Here is a 25,580-nt window from a genome sequence, read left to right as displayed (position 1 = left end):
GACCAAGATCGCTATTACTCACTTTTTTGCCATAAAATGTGAATAACGAGCCACTAATTCACGGTTTTCAGGAGGCTACATGGCTACTTGGCCCGCGCACGGAAGCAAGATTGTGCCATGGAAGTCATCCGGACGACCGCCCCGCGAGGATCGGGAGTTCACAGAGGTAGAGGTGTCGCTGCCACCGCTCATAGCGGATCTCTGGTTCGAGCCAGGACGTGAAACCATCGTGGCGCTCGAAGAGGCTGCAGTTGCCATCGCATCTTTGGATGTAACAGCCGGCACCCGCATGACGGCCGTCAGCGGATTTCTCCTTCGCAGCGAGGCGGTTTCTTCATCCAAGATCGAGCACGTCGACGCCAACCGAAATGACTACGCACGCGCCATGATCGGGCTGAAGGCAACGGACCAGGCTAACTCGATGGTGGCTGCCGCTGAAGCCGTCCAGAGCATGATCAACGATGCCGGCACCACTGGTGAGGTCAGGCTGGAGGCCATACTTGCCGCGCACAAAACGCTCATGAAGGACGACCCCATGGACGGTAGGCATGCCGGTTCGTACCGCGACGTTCAGAACTGGATCGGCGGAAGCGATTACTCACCTCGAGGGGCCATTCATGTGCCACCGCCCGCAGGGCTCGTCCCCGGATTCATGGACGATCTCATGGCGTTCTGCGCCCGGCGAGACGTCCCAATCATGGCGCAAGCCGCTATTGCGCACGCACATTTCGAATCCATCCACCCGTTCACCGACGGCAATGGTCGTATTGGCCGGGCGCTGATCGGAGCCATCTCCCGTCGGCGGGGGCTGACCAAAAACACCGTAATACCAATCGCTTCGGCCATGGTTGCGGACGTAGAGAGCTACTTTTCCTTGCTCAACAATTACCGCAATGGCGACGCAGATCCGTTCGTGCTGTACTTGGCCAAATCCTCACTCCGCGCAGCGAAAGCGGCCCGTGAGTCAGTGGCGTCCCTCGACGCCCTCCCGGCCGCATGGATGGAGGCAGCCCGGCCCCGAAAGGGCTCCGCAGACGAGAAGATCATTCCTTGGCTCTTGGAGCGGCCAGTGTTCGAAGCACACAGCGCCGCATACATCGCAGGCATCGAAGAGCGATCCATCTACAGGGTCCTGGACAGGCTGACCAACGCCGGGATTCTGACGCAGATCACCCAGTCTCAACGGAATCGTGCATGGGCAGCGACCGAAGTCTTGGACGAAGTGGACAGGCTTAACCGTCGCCTGGCTGGACGCGACGTGTGAGTCCTTGGGCGCGCACGTAAACAAGCCCACCTCCTTCGGCATATCAAGTTCCGAACGGCCGTCACTTGATGTATACAATTGAACGCGGCCAGAGCACTACAACGTCCCCGAAAGGGGACCCGTGGAGGGCAAGGAAGCGCCGCCAGTGATGCAGGCAAGCATCGACAGAATTGTGGAATGGAATCGGGGCTCTGAAACGTGATGGACATGCCCACTCCTCCGGTGCGCCACCAGCAGCTCATCGTCACCATCTATGGGCTCTACGGCCGCAGTTCAGGCGATGCCCTCCCTGTTTCCGTACTGATTTCCATGCTGGGCGACCTCGGCTACGACGCGCCGGGAGTCCGATCCTCAGTCTCGCGGCTGAAGGCCAAGGGTGTCCTCAAAAGTGTCCGCCAGGACGGCGTCGCCAAATACGAACTGTCCGACACCGTTCTGGACGTCTTCCGCGAGGGCGACAGGAGGATCTTCGCCGCCGATCGCTCCCCCCAGTTGGAATCCTGGATCCTCGCGGTGTTCTCCGTCCCCGAGTCAATGCGGAACCGCCGGCACCAACTGCGTTCCGAGCTGTCCGGGCTCGGTTTTGGGTCCGTGGCATCGGGGGTATGGATAGCGCCGGCCCAAGTCCTTGACCAGGCCCGGGAGCGGCTTGCTTCGCGCGGTCTCATCCAGTTTGTGGACTTCTTCCGCGGCGACTACCTGTTTGAGGGCCCCATGCGGCCAAAGGTGGCCGCATGGTGGGATCTGAAGGCCATCGACGAGCAATTCGCCGAGTTCTTGGATCTCTACGAAGGGGCCGGAGATCTCTGGGCCGGACTGCTAGGAGATGATCCCGAGGCCGCCCTGACCAACTCGACGGCCCAGCTGCGCCGGGATGCTTTCCGCTACTACATTCCCATGCTGACGCTGTGGCGGCGCTTCCCATACCGGGACCCGAACCTGCCGATGGAATATCTCCCGAAGGATTGGCACGGCCCGGCGGTTCGCGAGACGTTCCAGGCGGTTCATCGCCTTGCCGCGCCCCTCGCGGCAGCCTATGCGCACGAGCTCATCCACGGCACCATCGATCTGGTGGCGCCTTAGCGCCTAGCGCGCGAGTCCACGGAGCACGAGAGGACCGGCCGCAATACGGCCGGTCCTCCCCACGCCCAAAGGGGTGCGCGCCCCTACCCTAGGAGGGCGCCGCCCTTTCAGGTTCCGGTCGCGTCGGAGCCGGCCCCGACGACGACGGACCCGGCGGAGGCGCCTTTGTCACCGGTTGCGGTACCGGCGACGTCGGACTCTGCAGTTCCCGAAGGGGCGCCCTGGCGGCCCCTCTTCAAGACGAAGTAGAGGACGACTATGCAAATGGCGAACGGGACCCCGAAGATCAATGTCATCCGGAAGGCCTCGACGAAGAGCGTCGTGACCATGATGGCAACCATGAGGATGGCTCCGCCCCAGGACGCCGCCGGGTAGGGCCGAAGCTTGTATGACAGGGCTGTCCCGTCACGCTTCACTGAGCGTCGGAATGCCAAGTGGGTTACGAAGATCATGAGCCACGTTGCCATGGCCCCGAACATCGACAACGCCATCATGAAGGTGAAGCCCGAGTCCGGGTTCATGGCGTAGACGCATGCCGCGACCGCGATTCCACCTGTGCAGAGGATCAGCGCGTTGACCGGGGATCCGTTCTTGTGGAGCCGTCCGAACACGGCGGGCGCCTGGCCTGCCCGGGACAAGCTGAACATCATGCGGGTGGAGATGTAGAGCTGCGAATTCATCGCTGAAAGAGCAGCCACAATCACCACGACGTTGATGACAGAGTCTGCGAACGGAATGCCGATGACCTGCATGACGGTAACGAAGGGGCTGTTTCCGGCGAGGATCTGGCTGACGGGCGCAATGGCCAGGATCAGCGCCAGGGTCAGGATGTAGAAGAGAAAGAGACGGAATACGGTGACCTTGAACGCCTTCTTGACCGCCGTTCCCGGATCCTTCGCTTCACCCGCAGCAATCGCGATCATCTCCACCGAGAGATAGCTGAAGATCGCGACGATCACGGCAACCCACATGCCGGACACCCCGTTGGGGAAGAACCCGCCCTCGGCAGTGTAGTTGCGGATGCCGTAGCCGGCCTCCCCCTTTCCAAAGACCAGAATGGCGGCAAGGAGGATGAATCCCAGGATGGCGAACACCTTGATGCTGGAGAACCAGTACTCAAGGGTGCCGAAGGCCTTGACGTTGAACATGTTGACGGCGATGAGAACCCCGGCAAACAGCAGGATCCAAACCAACGGGGGAACTCCGGGGAACCACAGTTTCATGTAGTCCCCGATCGCGAGGACCTCAGTGCCTACGGCCAGCACGACGCAGGACCAGTAGAGGTACTTCACCAGGAATCCCGCGAGGGGCGAAATGTAGTGCTCGGCGAAAGCCCCGAAGGACCCCGTGGTCGAATGCGCCACGGTCATCTCAGCCAGCGCGCCCATCAGCATCACGGCGATCAGGCCACCGATTGCATAGCTCAGCAAGACGCTGGGCCCGGCGAAGGATATTGCGAACTTGCTTCCGAGGAAGAGCCCGGTGCCGATCGCGCCGCCCAGCGCGATCATGGTCAGCTGGGGACTGGTGAGTTCGCGTTTGAGTCCGCGCTCGCGGTTCTTAATCAGGTCGAAGCTTTGTGACATCGTTGTCTCCTTTGCTCGAAACTTTCTTGAATGTTGCGCCCTGGGCTAGCGCCCCGGAATGACGGCGATGCCTTGGATCTCGATGAGGGCTTCCTTCTGCCAAAGCCGCGTGACGCCGATTCCAGCCATGGCGGGATACTCGGATCCGGCCATTTCGCGCCAGATTCGTCCGATCTCGCGGCCGTTGGCCATGTAGTCGTCCACGTCGGTGAGGTAGATGGTCACACTGACCAGGTCCTCGGGTAATCCGCCGGCCTCGCGCAGGGTGGTCAGCACGTTGGAAAAAGCCTGTGTGAACTGTTCTACGATCCCGCCGGGAACGATGTTCATGTCCTTGTCCAGGGCCGTCTGCCCGCCGAGGAACAAGGTGTTTCCCGCGAGCATTCCGTGGGCAAAGCCTGACGGCTTCGGGAGCGACCCGGGATTGACGGTCTTATGGCTCATGTTGTTCCTCCTCGTGATGGCAGCTGCGGCATGTTCGAAAAAACCCTGTGCAGATCATTCCCCGCCGTGCTACATTGAGCATATGTGACGATCGTAAAAAAGTCGACACATCGGGAAGAATGTAGGAACTGCTGGGAAACGAAGGGACATAAACCATGAAGCTGGCCACCTTGCGGACAGCCGACGGGGGCACGACGGCGGCGCTCGCCACGGGCGGGAACAGTTACGTTCCGCTGCCGGCCAACGACGTCGGAGCCCTCCTTGCAGTCCGGGACTGGCGCGCGCTCGTCGAAGCCGCCCTCGTTGCAACCTCCGGAGCGGCAGCCGTTTCTACACCCGCTAGCGAGCTGGCACCTCTGCTTCCCCGGGCCGGGAAGGTCATTTGCTGCGGGCTGAACTACGGCGACCACATCCAGGAGATGGGCCGCGAGTTGCCTCAATACCCCACGCTTTTCGCGAAGTACGCGGACACCCTCACCGGCCCGGCTGACACCATCCATGTCCACGGCAGCGCGAAGGTCGACTGGGAGGCCGAGCTGGCCGTCGTCGTCGGCTCCAAACTGTTCCGCGCAGACGAAGACGAAGCGCGGAAGGCTATCGCGGGATACACGGTGGCCAACGACGTTTCCATGCGCGATTGGCAGAACCGGACCCTCCAGTGGTTCCAAGGCAAGGCGTTCGACGGAACCACCCCAGTGGGGCCGGTCATGGTGACCGCGGACGAGGTCGACGGCGATTTCGAGGTCCGCGGTTATGTCAACGGCGAGCCGGTGCAGTCCGGGAACACCAGCACCTTGGTGTTCGGCCCGGCCCGCCTGCTCTCTTACATTTCCCAGTTCACCGTCCTGCGCCCCGGCGACCTGGTCCTCACCGGAACCCCGGGCGGAGTGGGCATGGGCATGACTCCCCCACGGTTCCTGAACGACGGCGACGTCCTCACCACCGAGATCGTCGGCATCGGCCGCTTGGAAAACACCGTCCGGATCCACGCAGCCGACTCACCCAAGACGACAACCGCATCCACAAGCACTTCCAAGGAGTGAGCATCATGAGCGAAACCACCACCGAGTACCGTACCGAAGGCGACAACTCCATCTACGCCCAGCCCGACGGCAAAGTGGTTCCCGTCGTCACGCGCGCCGGCGAAGAGGACACCAACACGGCCCAGTCCGGCGACTGCGTCCGCGTCTCCGGCGTCAGCATCCAGCACACGCCGGCCACCAAGATCTGGTTCGGGCAGGTCTCCAACGTCCCCGGCTACCGCTCCCTGCCGCACCACCACGGCGAAGCGGAAACCGGCGGCTACGTGCTTCGCGGCAATGGACGCATCTACTTCGGCGAGAACTACTCCGAGTTCCTGGACATGAAGACCGGCGATTGGGTGTTCGTCCCGCCGTTCATGCCGCACGTCGAAGCCAACATGTCCGTGACTGAGGAGCTCGTTTGGCTGACCGCACGCACCCCCGAGAACCTGGTGGTCAACCTGGAGGATGTTGCGGACGAGACCCTCGCCGGTTTCCGCAGGGCCTGATGGACATGTCCACGGGAATCCTGACCTCGGAGACGTTCCTCAAAGCCATCGCGCTGACGGCCGTCCCGGCCCAGATCCACGACGAAGCCTACGAAGGCACCTCGCAGTACGTTCCGTGGCCCAAAGCCTACGGTGGAGACATGGTGGCCCAGGCCGCGGCAGCGATGATGCGCTCGGTCGACGACGACCGTTCGCTGCATTCCATGCACAGCTACTTCATGCGCCCCGTGGAGATCGGGGCCACGGTCCGCTACGAAGTTGAACGCCTCCGCGACGGTCGTGGATACTCGACACGCAGCGTCCGTGGATACCAGAACGGCAAGACCGTGTACGCGGCGATGGGTTCCTTCCAGGTGCCCGAAGACGGCCCTGACTTCCAGCCCGAGGCGCCGTCCGCCGTCGAACCCGAATCCCTCCGCAGCGCCGCCGAGGTGCTGCAGGGCGTCGATGGGCCGGCTGCCGAGTACTGGTCCTCGAAGCGCAGCTTCGATATGCGGCACATTCCCGGGCCGGTATATCTGCAGGTGGAAGGTGAATCCGTGCCGCACCAGGCCATCTGGGTGAAGGCTTTCGAGCAACTTCCCGACGCTGGTGACGAACACGCCACTGCCGATCTGCACCGGGCGGCACTGGCTTACGTCTGCGACTACACCATCCTTGAGCCCCTGCTCAGGGTGAACGGGCTCCACTGGTCCAGTCCCGGGCTCGCCACGGCCAGCCTGGACCATTCCATGTGGTTCCATCGGGACGGCCGCGCTGACGACTGGGTCTTGTACGCCCAGGAGGCCGTGTCCGGGCAAAGCAACAGAGGGCTGGCCACGGGCCGTTTCTTCGACAGGCAAGGACGCCTGCTGGCAACAGTGGCCCAGGAAGGCATGATCCGCGCCGGCTCCTGAACACTTTCTACTTTTCCGCCGTATTACTGAAAGGAGTGGCCATGACAATGTTGAGATCAGCCCACGTGGACACCTTCACCCGCGACCATCTGCCACCGGCCGGCACGTGGCCGACCCTCGAATTCACCCTGCCGGAACTCCAGTACCCGGCGACGCTCAACGCAGCAGCGGTGCTCATCGACGACGCCGTCGCAAACCATGGTGCCGAGAAGGCCGCCCTGCGAACCCCGGACGGCGCGGTCTGGACTTACGGTGAACTGCAGCAGCGCGCCAACCAGGTCGCCCAGGTCCTCACCGAGGACTTCGGAGTGCTGCCCGGCAACCGCGTCATGCTGCGCGGGCCGAACAATCCCTGGATCGTTGCAGCCTGGCTTGGCGTACTCAAAGCCGGAGCCGTCGTCGTCACCACCATGCCGATGCTGCGTTCCAGCGAGGTCCGCACGCTTATCGGCCTCACGCGTCCCACTGTGGCCATCTCGGACCACCGGTTCATGGACGAACTGCTCGCGGCGGCAGGAGAGGACACCGTTGTCCTCTCCTACGGCTCCGACGACGCCGGCGACCTCACGTCCCGCGCGGCCGCCAAGAGCGGCGAGTTCACAGCCGTGCCCACCTTAGCCGACGACGTCGCGCTGCTCGGCCCGACGTCGGGCACAACGGGAACGCCCAAGATCACCATGCATTTCCACCGGGACATCCTCGCGAACGCCGACACGTTCGCACGCCACATTCTGCAGCCAACGGCCGACGACGTGTTTGCCGGTTCACCGCCCCTCGCCTTCACGTTCGGCCTCGGCGGGCTGGTGGTCTTCCCGCTGCGGTTCGGTGCATCCTCGCTGTTGACCGAACGGGCCACCCCCGTGGAACTTGCCGAGAGTGCTGCCGCTGCCGGGGCCACCATCCTCTTCACCGCACCCACCGCCTACCGCGCCATCCTCAAGGAGGGCCGCGGATCGTTGCTCCGCGGGCTCCGTGTGGCGGTCTCGGCGGGCGAACACTTGCCCAAGGAAACGTGGGAGGCAGTCCGGGAGGCCACAGGCCTCCGGCTCGTCAACGGCATCGGAGCCACCGAGCTGTTGCACGTGTTCATTTCCGCGTCCGGGGACGACATCCGGCCCGGAACCACCGGCCGGGCCGTTCCCGGGTACAGGGCAGCCATCCTCGACGACGAGGGCCTGGAACTAGGACCAGGGCAGATTGGCCGGCTCGCCGTCATCGGCCCCACCGGATGCCGCTACCTGGACGACCCACGGCAATCGAACTATGTGGTCAACGGCTGGAACGTCACCGGCGACACCTTCACGAAAGACGAGGACGGGTACTTCACCTATCAGGCCCGATCGGACAACATGATCGTCTCCTCCGGCTACAACATCGGTGCCCCTGAGGTGGAAACGGCCATCGACCTGCACCCGGATGTGGTGGAGAACGCCGTTATCGGCCGGCCCGACGAGGCACGCGGCAGCGTGGTCTGTGCCTTCATCGTGCTGCGCGAAGGCGTCAAGGGCGACGACGCCAAGCGCAAGGAAATCCAGGACTTCGTCAAACGGACGATCGCCCCCTACAAGTATCCGCGGGACATCCGGTTCGTCGACGAACTCCCCCGCAACCCCAGCGGCAAGCTGCAGCATTTCAAGCTGCGCGACCGCATCAACAACGACCCCGAACAGCTTGCCGGCGCAGGCCTGGGCCAGGCCTGAGAAGGAGCAAAAAGCATGAAAATCGCAATCGTAGGCGGCGGCCCCGGCGGCCTGTACTTCGCGGCACTGATGAAGCAACTCGACCCGTCGCACAAGATCACCCTCTGGGAACGCAACGCCGCCAGCGACACTTTCGGTTTCGGCGTCGTATTTTCCGATGAGACGCTCGGCGGCATCGGCAACGCCGACGCGGTCGTGGCCGAGTACATGAGCCGGCGCTTCGCACGCTGGTCCGACATCGACATCCACTTCGGCGGGGAAACGGTGACGGTGGGCGGCCAGGGCTTCGCGGCCATGAGCCGCAAGGAACTCCTAGAACTGCTTCAGCGCCGGTGCGCCAAGCTCGGCGTCGACCTGCGTTTCCAGACCCTTGCGCCGCCCGTTGAGGAACTCGAGGCCAGCTATGACCTGGTCCTCGCAGCGGACGGCATCAACTCCCAGATCCGCGCCAAATACGCGGACTCCTTCATTCCAAGCCTGGACCTGCGGCCCAACAAGTTCATGTGGCTGGGCACGGACCAGGTTTTCGAAGCTTTCAAGTTCTTCGTCAAAGAGACCGAATGGGGAGTCATGCAGATCCATGGCTACCCCTATTCCGACGAAGGATCCACGTTCATTGTCGAAATGCACGAGGACGTGTGGCGCGCTGCCGGCTTCGACGAGACCGCAGCCGAGGTCTTCCCGCCAGGCGTGTCCGATGAGAAGGCGATCAGCAAGATCCGTTCCATCTTCGCCGAGGAACTCGACGGCTACGAAGTCCTGTCCAACAACTCCAAGTGGCTCAACTTCACCACCGTGCGCAATCAAAGCTGGCGCCACGGCAACGTGGTTTTGCTGGGCGATGCGGCCCACACCGCACACTTCTCCATCGGCTCCGGCACCAAACTGGCCATGGAGGACTCCCTGGCACTCGCCGCATGCCTGCACGAGCACCCGGATGTGGAATCCGCACTGTCCGCCTACGAAACCGAGCGGCGTCCGGTTGTGGCCTCCACCCAGCGCGCTGCCCAGGCTTCACTCGAATGGTTCGAGCGGATCGCCCAATACAAAGAGCAGGACCCCACGCAGTTCGCTTTCAACCTCCTCACGCGGAGCCGCCGCATCACCCAGGAGAACCTGCGGCTGCGCGACCCGGAATTCGCCGACACTGTGGACCGCAACTTCGCGAAATCCCAAGGACTGGCAGAGACCGCCCCGGCCATGTTCCAGCCGTTCCGGATCGGCGGACTGGAGCTGAAGAACCGCATTGTGGTCTCCCCCATGGACATGTACTCCGCGGTCGACGGAATCCCCGGTGACTTCCACAAAGTCCACCTCGGCTCCAAGGCACTTGGCGGCGCCGGACTGGTCATGACCGAAATGGTGTGTGTTTCCGAGACCGGGCGGATCACCCCCGGCTGCACCGGCCTGTACACGGACGGCCAACGCGACAGCTGGAGGGAAATCGTGGACTTCGTCCATGCCAACTCGACGGCGAAGATCGGCGCGCAACTTGGACACTCCGGCCGCAAGGGCTCCACGCGGCTGATGTGGGAAGGCATTGACGAGCCGCTCGCATCCGGCAACTGGGACGTCGTCGGGCCGTCGGCCCTGCCTTACGGTCCCCGCAACCAGACGCCTGTGGAACTCGACGGCGCAGGCATGGAGGCCATCAAAGCCGAGTTCGTGGATGCGACCCGCCGGGCCGAGCAGGCAGGCTTTGATCTTCTCGAGCTCCACGCCGCGCACGGCTACCTGCTCTCCTCTTTCCTTTCGCCGGTGTCCAACCTCCGGACGGACGAATACGGCGGCAGCTTGGAGAACCGCCTGCGGTTCCCCCTGGAAGTGTTCGACGCCGTCCGCGGGGCCTGGCCTTCCAGCAAGCCGGTGACGGTACGCATCTCCGCGACGGACTGGGTCGAAGGCGGCAACACCTCGGATGACTCGCTCGGCATCGCGCGGGCATTCGTGGCCCACGGCGCAGCGGGCATCGACGTCTCCACCGGCCAGGTCGCCAAGGAAGAACAACCGGCTTTCGGCCGCAGCTACCAGACCCCTTTCGCCGACCGCATCCGGCAGGAAGTTGCAGCACCGGCGGGAGCAGCCGTCATCGCCGTCGGCGCCATCTCCAGCTTCGACGACGTCAACTCGATCCTCCTTGCAGGACGGGCAGACCTCGTGGCCCTTGGCCGGACGCACCTGTTCGACCCCCAATGGACACTCCACGCCGCGGCCGAGCAGGAATACCAGGGCCCCGGAGCGCAATGGGTGCCACAGTTCCGGGCGGGCCGACGGAAACCGCCGAGCTCCCGCACAGATGCCGTGAGGCCCCGGCTTTCACTCTTGAAAGAGCCCGAGTCGGACGCCGGCAACACGCACCTGCGCTGGACCCCGGGCTCAGTCTCCGCACCCGCACTTGCCAACTAGGCTCTACCGCATGGCTATCATCCACAGAGCGACCCTGCGACCCAGCAAATTGGAACTCATTGAAAAGTATCTGCCCGCCCAGACGTGGTTCACCAACGACGGCTCCGCCCCGCCCAGCAGTGGAACGCCTGGTAGCGAAGTCCCCGTGCTGAGCCCAGGAGCCCCGATCACCCAGGACACCATCACAAGCATCGACGCCGGTGAGCTCACACTGCTGGTGAACCGTGTCCTGGATCTGGGGACACAGGGTTCGGATGCTGCTGCTGACCTGAGGGGTACTTGGGCCGATCAAAGCAGCCCCGTGCTGCTGGCGACCCTCCCCCAGGCCTAGAGGGCTACTCCTCCGGACGCGGTCGCCACACCACAACTGCCTGGGACCGCGCCCGGGGGCGCTGCCCGCGAGCCAGGCTGACGACGTCGCCCGCTGCTCCTGCCGCGAAAATACGGGCCTCCACCGGGCCCCGCCGGCGTTGCAATTCCTCGCTCAACTCGGCCACGCGATACTGCAGCGCGGCCACTTGGTTTTCGAGATCGAGGATGCGTTTGATGCCCTCGAGGGATACGCCTTCGTGGGAGAGCCGCTGCACTTCACGCAAGCGGTCGATGTCCCGCTGGGAGTAGCGCCGGGACTTGCCCGGTGCACGGCTCGGCGACACGATGCCGAGGCGGTCGTACTGGCGCAGGGTCTGCGGGTGCATGTCAGCCAGTTCGGCCGCGACGGAGATGACGAAGATCGGCTGGTTGATGTCGATGCCCATGACTACGTCCCTCCTGTGTGTCGCTGCCGCTACAAGCGGGCCCTGGCGGCCAGGTCGTGGCGCGGATCGGCGTCGGCGGTGGCCGCGGCGAATGCCTTGACGGCCTCCTCGGCCTCTTTGTTGAGGTTGTGCGGGACGGAAACGTCGATTGTCACCAGCAGGTCTCCGGTGCCCTTCGGGGTCTTGACGCCGCGACCCTTGACCCGGAGCGTGCGGCCGGAAGGGTTGCCCGCCGGGACGCGGACGGTGACGTTGTCGCCGTCGAGCGTTGGCACGTGGATGTTGGAACCCAAGGCGGCCTCCGCGAAGGTGACCGGCACGTGGATGCGGATGTTGTCGCCGTCGCGAATGAAGAAATCGTGGGGCTTGACGTTCACCGTGATGATGAGGTCCCCATTGCCTGCCGCACCCGGATTGCCTTTGCCCCGTTGACGGACCTTCTGGCCGTCCCTGATGCCCGCGGGAATCTTGACCTCGATGACGTTGCCGTTGCTTTCGCGCAGGCTCACCGTGGTGCCATGGATCGAGCCGGCAAAGGAAATCGAGGTGGACGCTGTGCGGTCGCTGCCCTTCTGCGGGGCGCGCTGGAAACCGGTTTGTCCACCGCCAAAACCGCCGCCGAACAGGTCAGCGAACTCGGGAGGGATACCGCCGGCACCGGCTGGCTGACGTGCGCCGCCGCCGAAAAGTCCGCCGAACAGGTCCTCGAAGCCGCCATTGGCCGGCCCGCCGCGTCCCGCACCAGGCGCGAAGCGTGCCCCGCCCATGGCACGAATGGCATCGTACTGCTGACGTTCCTCGGCATCTGAAAGGACCGAATAGGCCTCCGAGATGTCCTTGAACTTCTTCTCCGAAGCAACATCCCCGGAATTGGTATCCGGATGGTACTTCCGCGCAAGTTTGCGGTACGCCTTCTTGATGTCAACGTCAGAGGCGTCCTTGGCGACACCAAGGATGGCGTAAAAATCCTTCTCAACCCAGTCCTGGCTGGCCAAGGGCGTTTCCTTTCAAATCAACAAAGGCGTTACGGCGAGATTACCGCTGAGCCGTAGCGGATGAGGGGGCCCGGGAGTGGCATCGGGCCTGCCGGAGCCTGGCGGCTTGGGTCCGCAGGACCTAGCCGCCACGCGTAGGGGCGGGGCCCCCTCATCCGCGAAGGCTTTGGTGACTACGCCGGCACAGCCACGATCACTTGGGCCGCACGCAGCACTCGGTCGCCGGAGCGGTAGCCGGAGCGCAGCACTTGGCTGACTGTGTCCACTTCGATGTCCTCGCCCGGCTGCTGGATGAGGGCTTCGTGGATCGTGGGGTCGAAATCGACACCGGTTTCCGCGATGCGCTCCAGTCCGTACGTCTTCAGCGCGTTCTCCAGTTTGGCGGCGATCGCGGCGAAAGGGCCGTCCACGAGGTCGCCGTGCTGGCGGGCGGCGTCGACGTCGTCGAGCACCGGCAGCAGGGAGTTCAGGACGCCGATGACGGCCATTTCCCCTGCGACAGCTCGGTCGCGTTCCACGCGCTTGCGGTAGTTGACGTACTCGGCCTGCAGGCGCAGGAGGTCGTTGCGGAGTTCCGCGGCCTCTGCTTCTGCTGCGGCACCTGGGGCCACCGACTCTTCAGCCGGAACCTCGATGCCGTTGAGGATTTCCTCAGCCTGGGACAGGGCGTCGCCCTCGGCGGCAGCGGCGTTGGAATCAGCTGCCGATCCCTGGGGGTGGCGGGCGGCCCCGGTCTCCGGGTCAACCTTGCGGTTGTCCCGGATGACCGGCTTGTGCTGCTCGTTGCCCTCGTTGTTGGAAGGTGAGTGCTCTGCATCGTTGCCGTGGTGGGGCATGGTTACTTCTTCTTTTCGTCTTCGTCGATGATCTCGGCGTCGACGATGTCCTCGTCGGCAGCCTTGGCACCAGGGTGAGCGCCCCCGGCACCGGCAGCGCTGCTTGCACCATCCGGGGAACCGGCGTGCGCGTAGATCGCTTCGCCGAGCTTCGACTGCGAGTGCTGCAGCTTCTCGAAAGCGGTCTTCACTGCTGCGTCATCGGTGCCTTCGAGGGCCTTCTTGAGGGCGTCGACGTCGGCCTTGACCTCGGTCTTGACCTCTTCAGGCAGCTTGTCGTCGTTTTCGGCGATGAGCTTGTCCACGGAGTAGGCGAGCTGCTCGGCAGTGTTGCGGGTGTCGGTAGCCTCACGGCGTGCCTTGTCCTCGGCTGCGTGCTCCTCGGCTTCACGGACCATGCGGTCGATGTCTTCCTTGGACAGCGCGGTGCCCCCGGTGATGGTCATCGACTGCTCCTTGCCGGTGCCCTTGTCCTTGGCGGAGACATGGACAATGCCGTTGGCGTCGATGTCGAAGGTGACCTCGACCTGCGGCACGCCACGCGGTGCAGGGGCGATGCCGGTCAATTCGAACGTGCCCAGCGGCTTGTTGTCGCGGGTGAATTCACGCTCGCCCTGGAAGACCTGGATGGCAACGGACGGCTGGTTGTCGTCAGCGGTGGTGAAGGTCTCGGAACGCTTGGTGGGGATGGCCGTGTTGCGCTCGATCAGGTGCGTCATGACGCCACCCTTGGTTTCGATACCGAGGGACAGCGGGGTGACGTCGATGAGCAGGACGTCCTTGCGCTCGCCCTTCAGCACGCCGGCCTGGAGTGCTGCGCCAACGGCAACAACTTCGTCCGGGTTGACGCCCTTGTTGGGCTCCTTGCCGCCAGCGAGCTCCTTGACGAGGTCGTAGACGGCGGGCATGCGGGTGGAGCCGCCCACCAGTACGATGTGGTCGATGTCGGAGAGCTTGATGCCCGTCTCGGTGATGACGTCGTGGAACGGCTTCTTGGTGCGCTCCAGCAGGTCCTTGGTGAGGTCCTGGAACTTGGCGCGGGTCAGTTGCTCGTCCAGGTGGACCGGGCCGTCGGGGGTGACGGAGAGGTACTGGAGGGAAACGTTGGTGCTGGTGGAGGAGGACAGTTCCTTCTTGGCCTGCTCCGAGGCTTCGCGGAGGCGCTGCAGGGCGATCTTGTCCTTGGAGAGGTCGATGCCCTTGACCTTGAGCTGGTTCAGCAGGTAGTTGACGACCCGCTGGTCCCAGTCGTCGCCGCCGAGGCGGTTGTCACCGGCAGTGGCGCGGACCTGGATGGTGGAGAAGCCGTCTTCGTCCTTGCCGACTTCAAGCAGGGAGACGTCGAACGTTCCGCCGCCGAGGTCGAAGACAAGGATGAGTTCGTCTTCCTTGCCCTTGTCCAGGCCGTAGGCAAGTGCAGCCGCGGTGGGCTCGTTGACAATACGCAGGACGTTGAGGCCAGCGATTTCTCCGGCTTCCTTGGTGGCCTGGCGCTCGGCGTCGTTGAAGTAGGCCGGGACGGTGATGACAGCGTCGGTGACCTTCTCGCCGAGGTAGGACTCGGCGTCGTTCTTCAACTTCATGAGGATGCGCGCGGAGATTTCCTGCGGCGTGTACTTCTTGTCGTCAATGGCAACGCTCCAGTCGGTGCCCATGTGGCGCTTGACGGAGGCGATGGTCCGGTCGATGTTGTTGACGGCCTGGCGCTTGGCGATTTCGCCAACCAGGACTTCACCGGACTTGGAGAATGCAACGACCGACGGCGTGGTGCGGCCACCCTCGGCGTTGGCAATGACGGTGGGCTCGCCACCTTCGAGAACAGAGACGACGGAGTTAGTGGTTCCGAGGTCGATACCTACAGCGCGTGACATATGTTGCTTCCTTTCAATGGCCGACGATCGAGATTTCGCCCGCTTCCTCAACCCGCGAAGGGTGTGGAGCCGGGGAGCACTCAACATTCGGCTAGTTGAGCGTTCTGCACTCAACTGTACTCAGGCCCCACTCAAAGTCAATCCAAAGTTGAGTCAACTACACTCAACTCTGCTTTCGAGGGGCCGCAGAACCCCGGAAACACAGTGATCTTTGGCCGATTTCGCCGTGGGAGAACGCCCGTTGAGGGCCGACGCCGAACTCGCGGGAACAGTGCCGGTTCGCGTGAGCGCTCCGGCGACTCTGCAGCGTTCCGGCGATGTCGACGGCGGGTGTTCCGTCACGCGGCGTCGGCTCGTAGACCCATGCCACCAGCACCACGGAGATGATCATCAGGAGGAACCACGAGACAAGCTTGTCCGGTGACACCAAGTGCCAGCCATCCAACTGGCTCGGATACAGCCAGGCATGCGACCACGTTGCGATATTTTCGGCAATCCAGATAAAGAGCGCAACCAGCAGGAATGCCACGATCAGCGGCATCCGGAACCGGCGTCGAAACACCCGGAAGTACATGACGCACCGGCCATAGATCACGACGACGGCAGCCAGCAGGACCCAGCGGGCATCAACAACGTAGTGGTGCGAAAAGAAGTTCACGTAGATGGCGATGGCCAGGATCGCAGTGATCCAACGCCTCGGGTATCGGGAGAAGCGCAGGTCAAAAACGCGGTAGACGCGCACCATGTACGAGCCGACGGCGGCATACATGAAGCCGCTGAAGAGCGGAACAGCGCCGACCCGAAGGACGCCCTCGGCCTCATAGGACCACGAGCCGACGTCGGTCTTGAAAAGCTCCATGACCGTCCCAACCAGGTGGAAGAGCACAATCACTCTCAGCTCCCGGAGGGTCTCAAGCTTCGTAGCGACCATGAGTATCTGGATGACGATGGCGGCGATCGTCAGGAAATCGTTCCGGGCCAGGCCGGCATCGGCCGGGTACCAAAGGTGGGCCCCGAAGATGACGGCCAGGAGCGAAGCGCCAAAGATGCAAGCCCATGCTTGCTTGAGCCCGAACACAGTGAACTCAGTGAGCTTGGTCCGAAGGGCCCGGGCAGGAGCGCCGCCCAGGAAGCGGCTTGCACTCCCATCGATAAGTTCCTCTACCGCGGTGAGTTCACGCATCGGAGTGCTGCTGGCCGCCCCTCGCCGGGCCCGTGCGATTCCCGGCCGGGCCGAGTTGGCCAAGATAGTAGTTCTTCGGCCAATGCCTGACCTTCTCCGGCAGCTTGGGATAGGCCATAGCCAAGAGACGCATGGTGCCATCAAAACCGCGGCGATGCCACGCATTCCAAGGCAGCCCGAAACCCTCCCGAAGCTGCTCCGGCAGCAGTCCCGCGGTGAGCAAACGGGCCAACGGCATGCTCAGGCGCAACAAGAGCGGCCCACTCACGGGGTACAGGAGTTCGCGGGCAACCCTCAAAGCGGCCGCGTCCGGTTCCAGCTTCCCCAACGATTCTTGCCAGTACCTGGCGAAGGCCGAGCGGTCCTCTGGCCAGACTTCGGGGGGCAGCTGGAGGGCTGTCCCGATCTGCGCGTACTCACGATAGATACGATCGGCGGTGTCGTCGTCGAGCGTTCCGTGGACTTTTTCGTACACGGTGACGGCGGTGTCATAGAGGGTTGCCACCACCCACAACTGGGATTGCGCGTCGAAGGCGTTGTACCCCTTGGTCGAATCGTCCGCCGCCCGCCGAACGGGTGCGTGCGCACGGTTCACGGCGCGGCGAACCGCCGCCAATTGCTCCTCGGTGCCATAGACCACGGCATAGACGTACGTCATAGTGGCGCGGAGCCTGTCCAGCGGCTGTTCGGCGAAGTTGCTGTGCTCCGCGACGCCGTGGCCGACCGCCGGATCGGCGATCTGCATCAGGATGGCGCGGCCCGCCCCGGCGAGCAAAACGCCCTCCGCGCCGATGTCAGCAAGTCCGCGAGCCATCTAGTTACTCTACCGTCGGCGGCTACAGCCCCACGATCCCCAGCAGGACCTCCAACTGGTGATCAAACAGTTCGTCCCGGGCCGCGAAGGTATCCGCCCCGTATTGGCCGAACACCTCGAAGCTGACCGCGCCGAAGACCGATGTCCACACCAGCACACCCCGGGCCAAGGCCGGCTCAGGAACGGCGAGGCCCAGTTCGGCCCGGATGGCCTGGAGGTCTGCGGCAAGAGCAGGAGGAACGACGACGGCGGGCACCACCTCGGCGGCCAGCGAACCTGCGCGGTGGGCGGCGTCGAAGATTCCCACCATCCGGTAAATCACGCGCGTTCCGGGTTCGGTTGTGCGCTCGGCCGGTGCTTGGTACCCGGGCACCGGGCTGCCGAACAGCAGGGCATAACTGGCTGGTTCGCGCAGGGCCCACTGGCGAACGGCCCGTCCGAGCGCCAGGAACCTTCCGCGGTAGTCGTCATCGGCGAGGGCGTCGACGGCGGCATCCACCTCGTCGCCCAGCTCACCGTAGGCGTCAATCAGCAGAAGAGTCAGAAGTTCGTCCCGGCTCTCCACATAGCGGTACACGGCAGAGGAAACCACGCCGAGATCCCGCGCCACGGCCCGCAGCGACAGACCCGCGGCCCCATGCAGCGCAAGGTGCTGGCGGCCAAGCCGGATGATGTCCGCCACAGTCTGCGCCCGGGCGCGCTCGCGGGGCGTCGATTGCTTGGCTGCTGCGGCGGGAGCGGGGTTCATGCATCCAGCATGCCACATGTGAGAGCACTGACAACAAATGTGAGCAGTGCTCTTGACATGCAATCCAGGAGGACGCATTCTGGATTCAGAGAGCACCGCTCTCGAATCCCTTCCCATCAGAAAGTGAGCACCACCATGTACGTCGTCACTGGAGCAGGCCCTGTCGGATGGACCATTGCTGAGCAACTCGCGGACCATGGAGAGCAGGTTCGCGTCCTGACGCGTTCCGGCAGCGGCCCGGACCATCCACTGATCGAGAAGCTCCGCGTGGACGTCTCGGACCCGGCCAAGCTGGCACAAGCCTTCGACGGCGCCACGGCCGTCTTCCACTGCATCCACGGCTCTGCCTACCGGGCCAAAGCCTGGGCGGCCGAACTTCCTGGAGCAGAGAAAGTGGTGATGGACGCCGCAGCGGCGGCAGGCGCCGTCGTCGTCTTCCCGGAAAGTCTCTACTCGTACAGCGAGCCGGACAAGACCATCACCGAGGACAGCCCGCGTGAGGCGGCTGTCGGTAAGCGCGGAATTCGGACGGCGCTCTTGAAGGCACGGCAAGCCCACCCGGCCAACACGGTCAGCGTAGTGGCAGGCGATTTCTTCGGGCCACGGGCCCGCCTGGCGCATGCCGGCGAGCGCATGGTTCCACTGGTCCTCAAAGGCAAAACGGTCCAGGTCCTTGGAAACGCCGATCAGCCCCATTCCTTCACCTACGTCCCGGACCTTGCCGCGGCCATGATCGGCGCCGCCCAAAAGCCCAAGCTCTGGAACTCGGTGCTACACGCCCCGACGGGACCCGCCATGACAATGCGGGAAATCGCAGGAAACTTCGCACGCTCGGCCGGCGTTCCGGAACCGAAGCTAAGTGTTGTTCCCGGTTGGCTGCTCCGGACCCTTGGCTTGTTTTCCACGGACATGCGGGAGCTGGCCGAAATGTTGTACCAGTTCGAGCGGCCGTTCGTGATGGACTCCACCGCGAGCCAGGCCAAGCTTGGCCTCGAGCCGACGCCGCTTGCGGACTCGGTGACGGCAACCGTGGCCTGGTGGCGGGATCAGGAACCCGTGGCGGCCCGGTAATGCCACCCCCAAAGCCGAACCATCGAATGGAGTTATTCCTGAGGTCCCAGTGACTCGCAGGCCACTGCGGGAGTAACGTAGAGCACATCGGCTGTGCTGGACCACTTCGTGGACTGGGGTGTCACCGTGGGTGTTGTGCGATCATCGTTGACCGAGCTCCTCGGGGTACTTTCTGACGCCGTTTCGCCCGAGCGTGTCCGCTTCGATGACGGCTCCGAACCACCTACCGGCCAATCCCCCGAGGCACCTGTCACGGTCCACGCCGTCGCTATGAACAGGGTGGGCCGCTCCCGACGTGAAGGCCCACTGCTGGACCTCGAGCTCAAAGTGGCCGTGGAGTGCCACGGCCCAACGCAACTGGACAACATGGAGAAACTCCTGCTGGCCCTCGAGCAAAACACCCAGTACTCGGTGGTCTCCAGTGGCGAATTCCAGCCGGACGAATACGATGCCGGTATCCGCCAAGGCCTCGGTTTCCTGGTGCGCATCCCCGTGGGGATACGTCTCGACGAGCCCCTCGGCCCGCCGGTCACCGAACCCCTCATCGCCTCCACCACAGTGGCCCGCCGGATCCACGGCCGGCTGGTGGACGTCCACAACAAAGGCATCCCAGATGCCTACATCCGCCCGCATTCGTCCGCCGCCGCCGTCGTGAGCGATCCCACCGGCCATTTCGAGGTCCTGGCCTCGGCAGACGAACTCCAGCACTTTGTCGTGGCAGTCCGCGGCACTGAACGGGAAGTCTCAGCAGACACGAGCAGCCTGCCGGTCATCATCCGGTGGGAGTGAAAGGGAGCACACTATGGCGAATTACCAAGCGCCGGGAGTGTATGTACAGGAAGTGCCCAGCGGTGCACGATCGATCGGCCAGGTCAGTACCAGCATTGCCGGTTTTGTAGGAGTTTCCCCCGACCCCCTGGCCTTTCCGGATGAAGCAAGGGTTCTGGACAACTGGACCCAGTTCGTGGACCAATACGTCGGCAAGTCCACGCAGGGAACACCCCTGTCCAACGCCGTCTTCGGATTCTTCGCCAACGGTGGCAGCCGCTGCTATGTGGTCAACATCGGTACCGGCGGCAGTCTCACCGGCACCGCCGCAAAGCCCAGCGGAGTGACGTTGTTCGAAGCGATCGACGACATCTCCATGGTGGCCGCCCCCGGATACGCCGACGCCGAAGCGTACGCGGCGCTGCAGGCCCATGTGGAGCATCCCTTGCGGCAGGACCGCGTGGCGATCATGGACACCCCGGAGAAGGTGGACGACGTCGGAGCCCTCACCCGGGCGGCGACTTCCGGCGTGCCGGACGCGCCAAAGTCCACCGGCGTGAAAGCGGACGACGGAGGCGACGCGGACAAGTCTGACGACCCCAAGACCGGCACCGACAAGCCGAACGCCGAGCGGGCAACTGGCGAGGACGCGATCGGCGCACCCCAATCCCCCGGCGGCTACACCGCCCTGTACTTCCCTTGGATTGTCATGATCGATCCGGTCTCCGGCAAGAAAGTGACCCAACCGCCGTCGGGCCATGTTGCAGGGGTCTGGGCACGCGTCGACGCGACGCGCGGTGTCCACAAGGCTCCCGCGAACGAACCCATCCAAGGTGCGTTGGACCTGGTCCGGCGCGTCAGCCGCGGCGAACAGGAAGTGCTGAACCCCGCCGGGGTGAACTGCATCCGCTATTTCCCCGGCGAGGGCATCCGCATCTGGGGTGCCCGGACCAAGGCCCCCGAGGCCAGCGAATACCGGTACGTCAACGTCCGCCGGCTGACCAACATGATCAAGGAATCCGTAGCCGACGGAACGCGCTGGGTGGTCTTTGAACCCAATGACCACACGTTGTGGAAGTCCATCCGCCGCGACATCGGCGCATTCCTGACCAATGTGTGGCGGGACGGGGCGCTGTTGGGGACTACTCCTCAACAGGCCTTCTTTGTGAAATGCGACGAAGAAACCAACCCGCCCGAAGTCCGCGATGCCGGGCAGGTTGTCACCCTGATCGGCATCGCACCCGTCAAACCCGCCGAATTCGTGATCTTCAAGCTCATGCAATCGGCCGACAACACCAGCGAGACAGAGAGTGCAGGAGCCTGAAATGAGCACGCAGCCAAGCACCCCCGCCCCTGCTGCCCAGCCCGGGAACGTCGTGGATCCGTACCGCGCCTACAACTTCAAACTCGTCATCCAAGGCGTGGTCCAGGGACACTTCACCAAGGTTGAAGGGCTCGGGCTGAAAATCGACCGCATCTTGTACCGCTCCGGCGGCGAGAACAGCACGGTCCGGGTCATCCCCGGCCAGGTGGAGTACACCCCGGTGACGCTCCGCTACGGACTCACCGATTCCACGGAAATGCTCCAATGGCTGTTCAAGGCCGTCGATGGGCATGTGGAACGGCGCAACGTCTCCATTGCCATGCTCAACGACGCCGGCTCGGTGGAGGTCCGCCGCTGGAACTTGCTGGGCGCCTGGCCGTGCGACTGGTTCGGAGCCCCGTTGGATGCCCTCGGCAAGGACTTGGCGATCGAATCCCTCAGCATCGCGTACGACCGCTTGGAGCTCGACGATGCCCGCGCTCCCGTGGCTTGATGGGAGGTGGCCCCGGAACCCGTGGCGTCGTTCGGTGGCGCGGCGGCTCCGGGAACTCGCGGAGAGGCTGGAACCGCCGCTGCACCCTGACGGCGCGCCCGGCTCCCGGAGTGGTGGTCGGCCTGGTGGAATAGTTGGAATGCGGCGCGGGGTTGGAACCGAGGGCGGTGCTGGAACCGATGGCCCGACGCCGGTACGGAGACTGGACATGTCCGGCGCACCGGAGCATTGGGTCCGGTTGTTGCGCGACGCCGGCCTGGTCCCGTCCCCTCCCGACCCTCGCTCACATATACCCCCCTCCGACCCCAACCCTCCCGCAGATATACCCCCGTCCATCCCCAACGCTCGCTCACATCCGGACGAATACCACCCGAGTGTCGTCAGGGAAACCGGTAGTCCGGGCTCGATCCAGGACCGGATCCTTGAGCCCGAGCCCCGGCGGTACACCCGCGAAAATCCAGTCTCCGACGACGGTCCGGCGCCTGGCGCTCCCTCTCCCGCCGACGCCGTGACCGTCTCCGAAGCCCCAACCGCCCCAAAGTCGTCTTTCCTCCCCCGGCTAACGCTGGGCAAACGCCTCCAGAGTGCTGACGCCGCTAGCTCCCCGCCGGTCCGCGCCCCGGAACCGGCGACGGCCTCCTTTTCCTCCGTGCGCACACCCCTGGACAAAGATTCAAAGGATTCGGTCGAAACCCTGGCGATCCCCTCCTCGGAAGCCGCATCCCCGGATGCCCGGCAACCACGCCACATCCTGAGACTCCGCGGGACACGTCCAGCCAAGGCGACAACCCGGCCGGCCCCTGGGCAAGCAACACATCACCCAGGACCCCCAGCCACGGCCATCGAAACAAGCCCACCGAGCGCAGCCCCGGCTCCCCCAGCAAACGCAAGCCCACCAAACGCAACCACCCCTCAGCCGCCCACAACACCCCTGCACCAGCCATCGGAAGCGGCTCCCGCCGTCGTCGTCGGCTTCAAGAACGCGGAACATCAAGGCCACCCAAGCGCAACACTGGCACGCATCCCCGCCGCACCAATAACCGGAAACTGGCCGGAACTGGCCCCACGCCCGGCACCGCAGCCCGCGGAGCAAACATCGGCGGCAGCAACAGCAGCGATGGCCCGCGCCGTCCGGCTGAACCGCGAACAGTTGGCGATCTGACATGGAACGCGTCGCTTTCCTGATCGAGGACACCGGGGAACACCTTGGCTGCCTGCTCAATCCGGAGACGGTGGTGATGTCACGGACGGCCGGTGTTGAGCCCCGGCGTTCGGCGGGCGGCAAGCTGACGGGAACGGGCCTCGCGGACGATCCCTTGCTCTTCACGGGAGGCGGACACACCGAGCTTCGCCTGGATCTCCTGTTCGACGTCGACCTCGCGCCGGCGTCGCTCCATGTCCAGGACGTGCGCCAGATGACGCGGCCCATCTGGGCGCTCGCGGAGAACTCGGCCGAGGTGGAGAGGCAACGCCGGCCGCCGTCAGTGCGATTCGTGTGGGGACGCGCATGGAACGTGCCCGGGATCGTGACCGAGGTGGCGGAGCGCTTCGACCGCTTTTCGCCGGATGGCTCCCCCTTGCGCTCGTGGATGCGCATGGTGTTCGTGCGGGTCGGGCAAAGCGCTGACGAGGAAGGGGGCGAGAATTACGAGCTCGCCCAGCGGCTCCCGGCCGTTGATCTCACGGCGCCGCCCGTGGATACGCTCGCGGTGGGCGGCGACGGCAGCACGGACAGGGACGCAACAGCGCCCGACGGCGGCGAACTGCTTCCGGAGGTCCCGCCGGGTGAGTTGGGGCGCCTCAGCCTGGCCGCCTTTGGCACGCCGTTGCTGTGGAAGTTGCTGCTGGAGTACAACAACATCGACGATCCCGCCCATTTCAACGGCCCCCTCGCCGTTCCCCCGGTTGGCGAGGCCCCATGAGGCGCCCCGTGAAGGGCTCAGCCCGATGAGGCAGCTCCAAGGCCTCCCGGAACTCATCGTCACCCTCGGGCGGCGACGCCTCTCCGCGGCCGAAACGGCGGCGATCATCTCCGTGCAGGTTCTCAGCTCGCTCGCCAGGCCAGCCCAGTGCCTCATTAGCTGGCGCCCCGGTCCCGGACGCTCGGCTACGGCCCGCGGCGGAGTGGACCCTGCACCTGGGGACGCCCTGCGCGTGGAATTGGGGGGCCAACGCACTCCGCTCTTCGTGGGCGAAGTGACGGTGGTGGAGCACAGTTACGGAGCGGATCTTTCACAGGAAGTGCGAGTCCGCGCCTACGATGCCCTGCACCGGTTGAGGAAACGCCAGTTCACCCGGCTGCACAGCGACGTCGACCTCGCCGGGTTGGCCCGAACGCTCACGGAGGGCACGGGTCTGCAAGTGGTGGGCGGGGCAACCCGGCTCGGTGAGGTGTACCAATGTGCACGATCGGACTTGAGTCTCTTGGTGGAGCAGAGCGCACGGGTGGGTGCGTATCCAGTGGCGGATGGCGATGCCCTGAGGCTGACCGATTTGTCCGGCGAAGGAGAACCGATTGAGTTGGAATTGGGCAGCAGCCTGCATTCGGCCGAGGTGGAGTTGAGCCAGGAGCCGGCGTATCTCGGTGCCAAGACCTCGGGCTGGCGGTCCGACGACGCCTCGGTGCAGCAGGCCTCCGCAGGGAACAGCGACGCGAAAGCGAATGTCTCCGCAGACCCTGCGCTGGCCAGTGTTGGCGCTGGTGGCGAGCTCCTGCGCGACAACGAGTCCTTCGCCTCCGAATCCTTGGCCCATGGCCTGGCCCAGGCGGAACTGGACGTCCGGATGGCGGGGCAAGTCATCGCCGTCTTCGTGGCCGACGGCGATCCCCGCCTCCGCGCCGGGCGCCGGGTTCGCGTGCGCGGACTCGCGACGTCGCTCGAAGGCACCTACGCAATTGCCGCCGCCACTCACAAGCTGGACGGCACGGGCTACGAAACCACCATCACCACACGGCCCCCGGAACCCCCGACCGCCCGGCGGCCCGACGTCTTCACCTTGGGCACCGTGCTGGACGTCGAGGATCCGGAAGGACGGGGCCGGGCACGGGTCCGGCTCCCCGCGTATCCGCCGCTGGAATCAGCCTGGGCGCCGGTCCTCACAATGGGAGCCGGAGCGGGGAAAGGTTTCGTGGTGCCACCCGCCCCGGGGGACACCGTGCTGGTCCTGCTGCCGGCCACGGATCCGGCGCAGGCCATCATTCTGGGCGGGCTCTACGGCAGGGAGCAGACGCCGGACAACACAGCGAACACACCGCGGGACAGCCGCTACACCTTCCGGAGCGCTGACGGCCAGCAGATAGTGCTCGACGGCGGTAGCCGCACCATCAGTTTCACAGACGGGCACGGCTCCACGGTGGAACTCGGGCCGGAGAAGCTCCGCATCACCTCGGCTACGGACCTGCTCCTGGAGGCGCCGGGCAAGGCCATGAAGATCCGAGCCAAGACCGTCGATTTCGAGGAGGCCTGATGCCGAAGTTCCTGGTCAAGGAAGCCATCCTGCGCTGCGGGCACGACGGCAAGGTGGAAAACCTGCCTTCCCAGCAGTGGGTTCGAGTTGCCGATTCGCCGGTTTTGGTCGACAACGATCCCCAGGGACGCGACATCAGCATGTGCCCGAACGTCGGCCTCAACATCAAGCCCTGCACCAAGACCCTGCCTGTGATCAAGGGCTATTCGAGTTTTGTCCGGATCGGCGGCAAGAAGGTCTGCCTGGACACTGTGGAGGGCTACACGGACGGCACTCCGCCCGGTGCGGTGAAGTACACGGTCCGGAGGCCGGGCCAGGAATTCGTGGCGGCGGGGTCATGA

The 25,580-nt window shown here is 64.5% G+C and carries 24 protein-coding genes; 15 read left to right on the top strand and 9 right to left on the bottom strand.

What is annotated here, in order from left to right; translation table 11 throughout:
• Window positions 1-79: 79 nt before the first annotated feature.
• Together OW521_RS13805 and OW521_RS13800 are read left to right on the top strand one after the other, a co-directional pair.
• Window positions 80-1,264 (top strand): Fic family protein, encoded by a 1,185-nt coding sequence (locus OW521_RS13805; RefSeq protein WP_268020200.1) that lies wholly within the window; start codon window positions 80-82, stop codon window positions 1,262-1,264.
• 207 nt (window positions 1,265-1,471) lie between these two features.
• Window positions 1,472-2,347 (top strand): PaaX family transcriptional regulator, encoded by an 876-nt coding sequence (locus tag OW521_RS13800; RefSeq protein ID WP_268020199.1) that lies wholly within the window; start codon window positions 1,472-1,474, stop codon window positions 2,345-2,347.
• Between the two features lie 107 nt (window positions 2,348-2,454).
• Here OW521_RS13800 and OW521_RS13795 read toward each other — a convergent pair whose 3' ends face one another.
• Complete coding sequence (locus OW521_RS13795) at window positions 2,455-3,933, bottom strand: amino acid permease (RefSeq protein WP_268020198.1); 1,479 nt, start codon at window positions 3,931-3,933, stop codon at window positions 2,455-2,457.
• A gap of 45 nt (window positions 3,934-3,978) precedes the next feature.
• On the bottom strand, window positions 3,979-4,377 hold the full coding sequence (locus tag OW521_RS13790) for a RidA family protein (RefSeq protein WP_268020197.1): 399 nt from the start codon (window positions 4,375-4,377) through the stop codon (window positions 3,979-3,981).
• Between the two features lie 155 nt (window positions 4,378-4,532).
• On the opposite strand from OW521_RS13790, the gene OW521_RS13785 reads away from it, so the two are divergent.
• From OW521_RS13785 to OW521_RS13760, 6 genes are read left to right on the top strand one after another with little or no spacing between them, the layout of a single operon-like run.
• Window positions 4,533-5,420, top strand: coding sequence for a fumarylacetoacetate hydrolase family protein (locus tag OW521_RS13785; protein ID WP_268020196.1), 888 nt, complete (start codon window positions 4,533-4,535; stop codon window positions 5,418-5,420).
• Window positions 5,421-5,425: 5 nt separating this feature from the next.
• Window positions 5,426-5,908 carry a cupin domain-containing protein gene (locus tag OW521_RS13780; RefSeq protein ID WP_268020195.1) on the top strand — a complete coding sequence of 161 codons (483 nt, stop codon included), beginning with the start codon at window positions 5,426-5,428 and terminating at the stop codon, window positions 5,906-5,908.
• Window positions 5,909-5,913: 5 nt separating this feature from the next.
• Window positions 5,914-6,804, top strand: a complete 891-nt coding sequence (locus OW521_RS13775) for an acyl-CoA thioesterase (protein ID WP_268020194.1) — start codon at window positions 5,914-5,916, stop codon at window positions 6,802-6,804.
• Window positions 6,805-6,845: 41 nt separating this feature from the next.
• On the top strand, window positions 6,846-8,504 hold the full coding sequence (locus OW521_RS13770; protein ID WP_268020193.1) for an AMP-binding protein: 1,659 nt from the start codon (window positions 6,846-6,848) through the stop codon (window positions 8,502-8,504).
• Between the two features lie 15 nt (window positions 8,505-8,519).
• On the top strand, window positions 8,520-10,910 hold the full coding sequence (locus tag OW521_RS13765) for a bifunctional salicylyl-CoA 5-hydroxylase/oxidoreductase (protein ID WP_268020192.1): 2,391 nt from the start codon (window positions 8,520-8,522) through the stop codon (window positions 10,908-10,910).
• A 10-nt stretch (window positions 10,911-10,920) separates the two neighbouring features.
• On the top strand, window positions 10,921-11,241 hold the full coding sequence (locus OW521_RS13760) for a hypothetical protein (protein WP_268020191.1): 321 nt from the start codon (window positions 10,921-10,923) through the stop codon (window positions 11,239-11,241).
• A 4-nt stretch (window positions 11,242-11,245) separates the two neighbouring features.
• Here the strand turns inward: OW521_RS13760 and OW521_RS13755 are convergent, their stop codons facing one another.
• From OW521_RS13755 to OW521_RS13725, 7 genes are all read right to left on the bottom strand, one after another.
• The gene (locus OW521_RS13755; protein ID WP_268020190.1) at window positions 11,246-11,668 is read right to left on the bottom strand and encodes a heat shock protein transcriptional repressor HspR; all 423 of its coding nucleotides are present in this window, start codon (window positions 11,666-11,668) and stop codon (window positions 11,246-11,248) included.
• A gap of 29 nt (window positions 11,669-11,697) precedes the next feature.
• Window positions 11,698-12,663: a DnaJ C-terminal domain-containing protein gene (locus OW521_RS13750; RefSeq protein ID WP_268020189.1), complete on the bottom strand. Its 966-nt coding sequence runs from the start codon at window positions 12,661-12,663 to the stop codon at window positions 11,698-11,700.
• Window positions 12,664-12,836: 173 nt separating this feature from the next.
• Window positions 12,837-13,499, bottom strand: coding sequence for a nucleotide exchange factor GrpE (locus tag OW521_RS13745; RefSeq protein WP_268020188.1), 663 nt, complete (start codon window positions 13,497-13,499; stop codon window positions 12,837-12,839).
• A 2-nt stretch (window positions 13,500-13,501) separates the two neighbouring features.
• The gene (dnaK, locus tag OW521_RS13740; RefSeq protein ID WP_268020187.1) at window positions 13,502-15,370 is read right to left on the bottom strand and encodes a molecular chaperone DnaK; all 1,869 of its coding nucleotides are present in this window, start codon (window positions 15,368-15,370) and stop codon (window positions 13,502-13,504) included.
• Window positions 15,371-15,533: 163 nt separating this feature from the next.
• Window positions 15,534-16,553: a DUF817 domain-containing protein gene (locus tag OW521_RS13735; protein WP_268020186.1), complete on the bottom strand. Its 1,020-nt coding sequence runs from the start codon at window positions 16,551-16,553 to the stop codon at window positions 15,534-15,536.
• The gene (locus OW521_RS13730; protein ID WP_268020185.1) at window positions 16,546-17,367 is read right to left on the bottom strand and encodes an oxygenase MpaB family protein; all 822 of its coding nucleotides are present in this window, start codon (window positions 17,365-17,367) and stop codon (window positions 16,546-16,548) included. Before OW521_RS13730 ends, OW521_RS13735 begins: the two co-directional genes overlap by 8 nt.
• A 22-nt stretch (window positions 17,368-17,389) precedes the next feature.
• A complete protein-coding gene (locus OW521_RS13725) occupies window positions 17,390-18,115 on the bottom strand; it encodes a TetR/AcrR family transcriptional regulator (RefSeq protein WP_268020184.1) in 726 nt (241 codons plus the stop codon).
• A gap of 135 nt (window positions 18,116-18,250) precedes the next feature.
• Between OW521_RS13725 and OW521_RS13720 the strand changes: the two genes are divergently transcribed.
• The 7 genes from OW521_RS13720 to OW521_RS13690 all read left to right on the top strand — a co-directional run bounded on the left by OW521_RS13720 (window position 18,251) and on the right by OW521_RS13690 (window position 25,580).
• Window positions 18,251-19,186: an NAD-dependent epimerase/dehydratase family protein gene (locus OW521_RS13720; RefSeq protein ID WP_268025874.1), complete on the top strand. Its 936-nt coding sequence runs from the start codon at window positions 18,251-18,253 to the stop codon at window positions 19,184-19,186.
• Between the two features lie 93 nt (window positions 19,187-19,279).
• On the top strand, window positions 19,280-19,975 hold the full coding sequence (locus tag OW521_RS13715; RefSeq protein ID WP_268020183.1) for a hypothetical protein: 696 nt from the start codon (window positions 19,280-19,282) through the stop codon (window positions 19,973-19,975).
• Window positions 19,976-19,988: 13 nt separating this feature from the next.
• Window positions 19,989-21,278 (top strand): phage tail sheath family protein, encoded by a 1,290-nt coding sequence (locus OW521_RS13710; protein ID WP_268020182.1) that lies wholly within the window; start codon window positions 19,989-19,991, stop codon window positions 21,276-21,278.
• Between the two features lies 1 nt (window position 21,279).
• Window positions 21,280-21,771 carry a phage tail protein gene (locus OW521_RS13705; RefSeq protein WP_268020181.1) on the top strand — a complete coding sequence of 164 codons (492 nt, stop codon included), beginning with the start codon at window positions 21,280-21,282 and terminating at the stop codon, window positions 21,769-21,771.
• A gap of 1,163 nt (window positions 21,772-22,934) precedes the next feature.
• On the top strand, window positions 22,935-23,693 hold the full coding sequence (locus OW521_RS13700) for a CIS tube protein (protein WP_265979786.1): 759 nt from the start codon (window positions 22,935-22,937) through the stop codon (window positions 23,691-23,693).
• Between the two features lie 25 nt (window positions 23,694-23,718).
• Window positions 23,719-25,239, top strand: a complete 1,521-nt coding sequence (locus OW521_RS13695) for a phage baseplate assembly protein V (RefSeq protein ID WP_268020180.1) — start codon at window positions 23,719-23,721, stop codon at window positions 25,237-25,239.
• The gene (locus tag OW521_RS13690; protein ID WP_268020179.1) at window positions 25,239-25,580 is read left to right on the top strand and encodes a hypothetical protein; all 342 of its coding nucleotides are present in this window, start codon (window positions 25,239-25,241) and stop codon (window positions 25,578-25,580) included. The genes OW521_RS13695 and OW521_RS13690 overlap by 1 nt, the downstream gene beginning before the upstream one ends.

It is taken from the genome of Arthrobacter sp. MMS18-M83 (assembly GCF_026683955.1).
Lineage (GTDB): Bacteria > Actinomycetota > Actinomycetes > Actinomycetales > Micrococcaceae > Arthrobacter.
The sequence above is the reverse complement of the archived record's forward strand: the minus strand, read 5'-3'. Positions and strand labels throughout refer to the sequence as shown.

Coding starts and splice junctions, on each gene's coding strand:
- OW521_RS13775 (WP_268020194.1), top strand. CDS start 5,914: ATGTCCACGGGAATCCTGACCTCGGAGACGTTCCTCAAAGCCATCGCG.
- OW521_RS13745 (WP_268020188.1), bottom strand. CDS start 13,499: ATGCCCCACCACGGCAACGATGCAGAGCACTCACCTTCCAACAACGAG.
- OW521_RS13790 (WP_268020197.1), bottom strand. CDS start 4,377: ATGAGCCATAAGACCGTCAATCCCGGGTCGCTCCCGAAGCCGTCAGGC.
- OW521_RS13760 (WP_268020191.1), top strand. CDS start 10,921: ATGGCTATCATCCACAGAGCGACCCTGCGACCCAGCAAATTGGAACTC.
- OW521_RS13735 (WP_268020186.1), bottom strand. CDS start 16,553: ATGCGTGAACTCACCGCGGTAGAGGAACTTATCGATGGGAGTGCAAGC.
- OW521_RS13770 (WP_268020193.1), top strand. CDS start 6,846: ATGACAATGTTGAGATCAGCCCACGTGGACACCTTCACCCGCGACCAT.
- dnaK (WP_268020187.1), bottom strand. CDS start 15,370: ATGTCACGCGCTGTAGGTATCGACCTCGGAACCACTAACTCCGTCGTC.
- OW521_RS13725 (WP_268020184.1), bottom strand. CDS start 18,115: ATGAACCCCGCTCCCGCCGCAGCAGCCAAGCAATCGACGCCCCGCGAG.
- OW521_RS13705 (WP_268020181.1), top strand. CDS start 21,280: ATGAGCACGCAGCCAAGCACCCCCGCCCCTGCTGCCCAGCCCGGGAAC.
- OW521_RS13755 (WP_268020190.1), bottom strand. CDS start 11,668: ATGGGCATCGACATCAACCAGCCGATCTTCGTCATCTCCGTCGCGGCC.
- OW521_RS13765 (WP_268020192.1), top strand. CDS start 8,520: ATGAAAATCGCAATCGTAGGCGGCGGCCCCGGCGGCCTGTACTTCGCG.
- OW521_RS13805 (WP_268020200.1), top strand. CDS start 80: ATGGCTACTTGGCCCGCGCACGGAAGCAAGATTGTGCCATGGAAGTCA.
- OW521_RS13785 (WP_268020196.1), top strand. CDS start 4,533: ATGAAGCTGGCCACCTTGCGGACAGCCGACGGGGGCACGACGGCGGCG.
- OW521_RS13695 (WP_268020180.1), top strand. CDS start 23,719: ATGAGGCAGCTCCAAGGCCTCCCGGAACTCATCGTCACCCTCGGGCGG.
- OW521_RS13730 (WP_268020185.1), bottom strand. CDS start 17,367: ATGGCTCGCGGACTTGCTGACATCGGCGCGGAGGGCGTTTTGCTCGCC.
- OW521_RS13690 (WP_268020179.1), top strand. CDS start 25,239: ATGCCGAAGTTCCTGGTCAAGGAAGCCATCCTGCGCTGCGGGCACGAC.
- OW521_RS13700 (WP_265979786.1), top strand. CDS start 22,935: ATGGAACGCGTCGCTTTCCTGATCGAGGACACCGGGGAACACCTTGGC.
- OW521_RS13780 (WP_268020195.1), top strand. CDS start 5,426: ATGAGCGAAACCACCACCGAGTACCGTACCGAAGGCGACAACTCCATC.
- OW521_RS13795 (WP_268020198.1), bottom strand. CDS start 3,933: ATGTCACAAAGCTTCGACCTGATTAAGAACCGCGAGCGCGGACTCAAA.
- OW521_RS13800 (WP_268020199.1), top strand. CDS start 1,472: ATGCCCACTCCTCCGGTGCGCCACCAGCAGCTCATCGTCACCATCTAT.
- OW521_RS13720 (WP_268025874.1), top strand. CDS start 18,251: ATGTACGTCGTCACTGGAGCAGGCCCTGTCGGATGGACCATTGCTGAG.
- OW521_RS13710 (WP_268020182.1), top strand. CDS start 19,989: ATGGCGAATTACCAAGCGCCGGGAGTGTATGTACAGGAAGTGCCCAGC.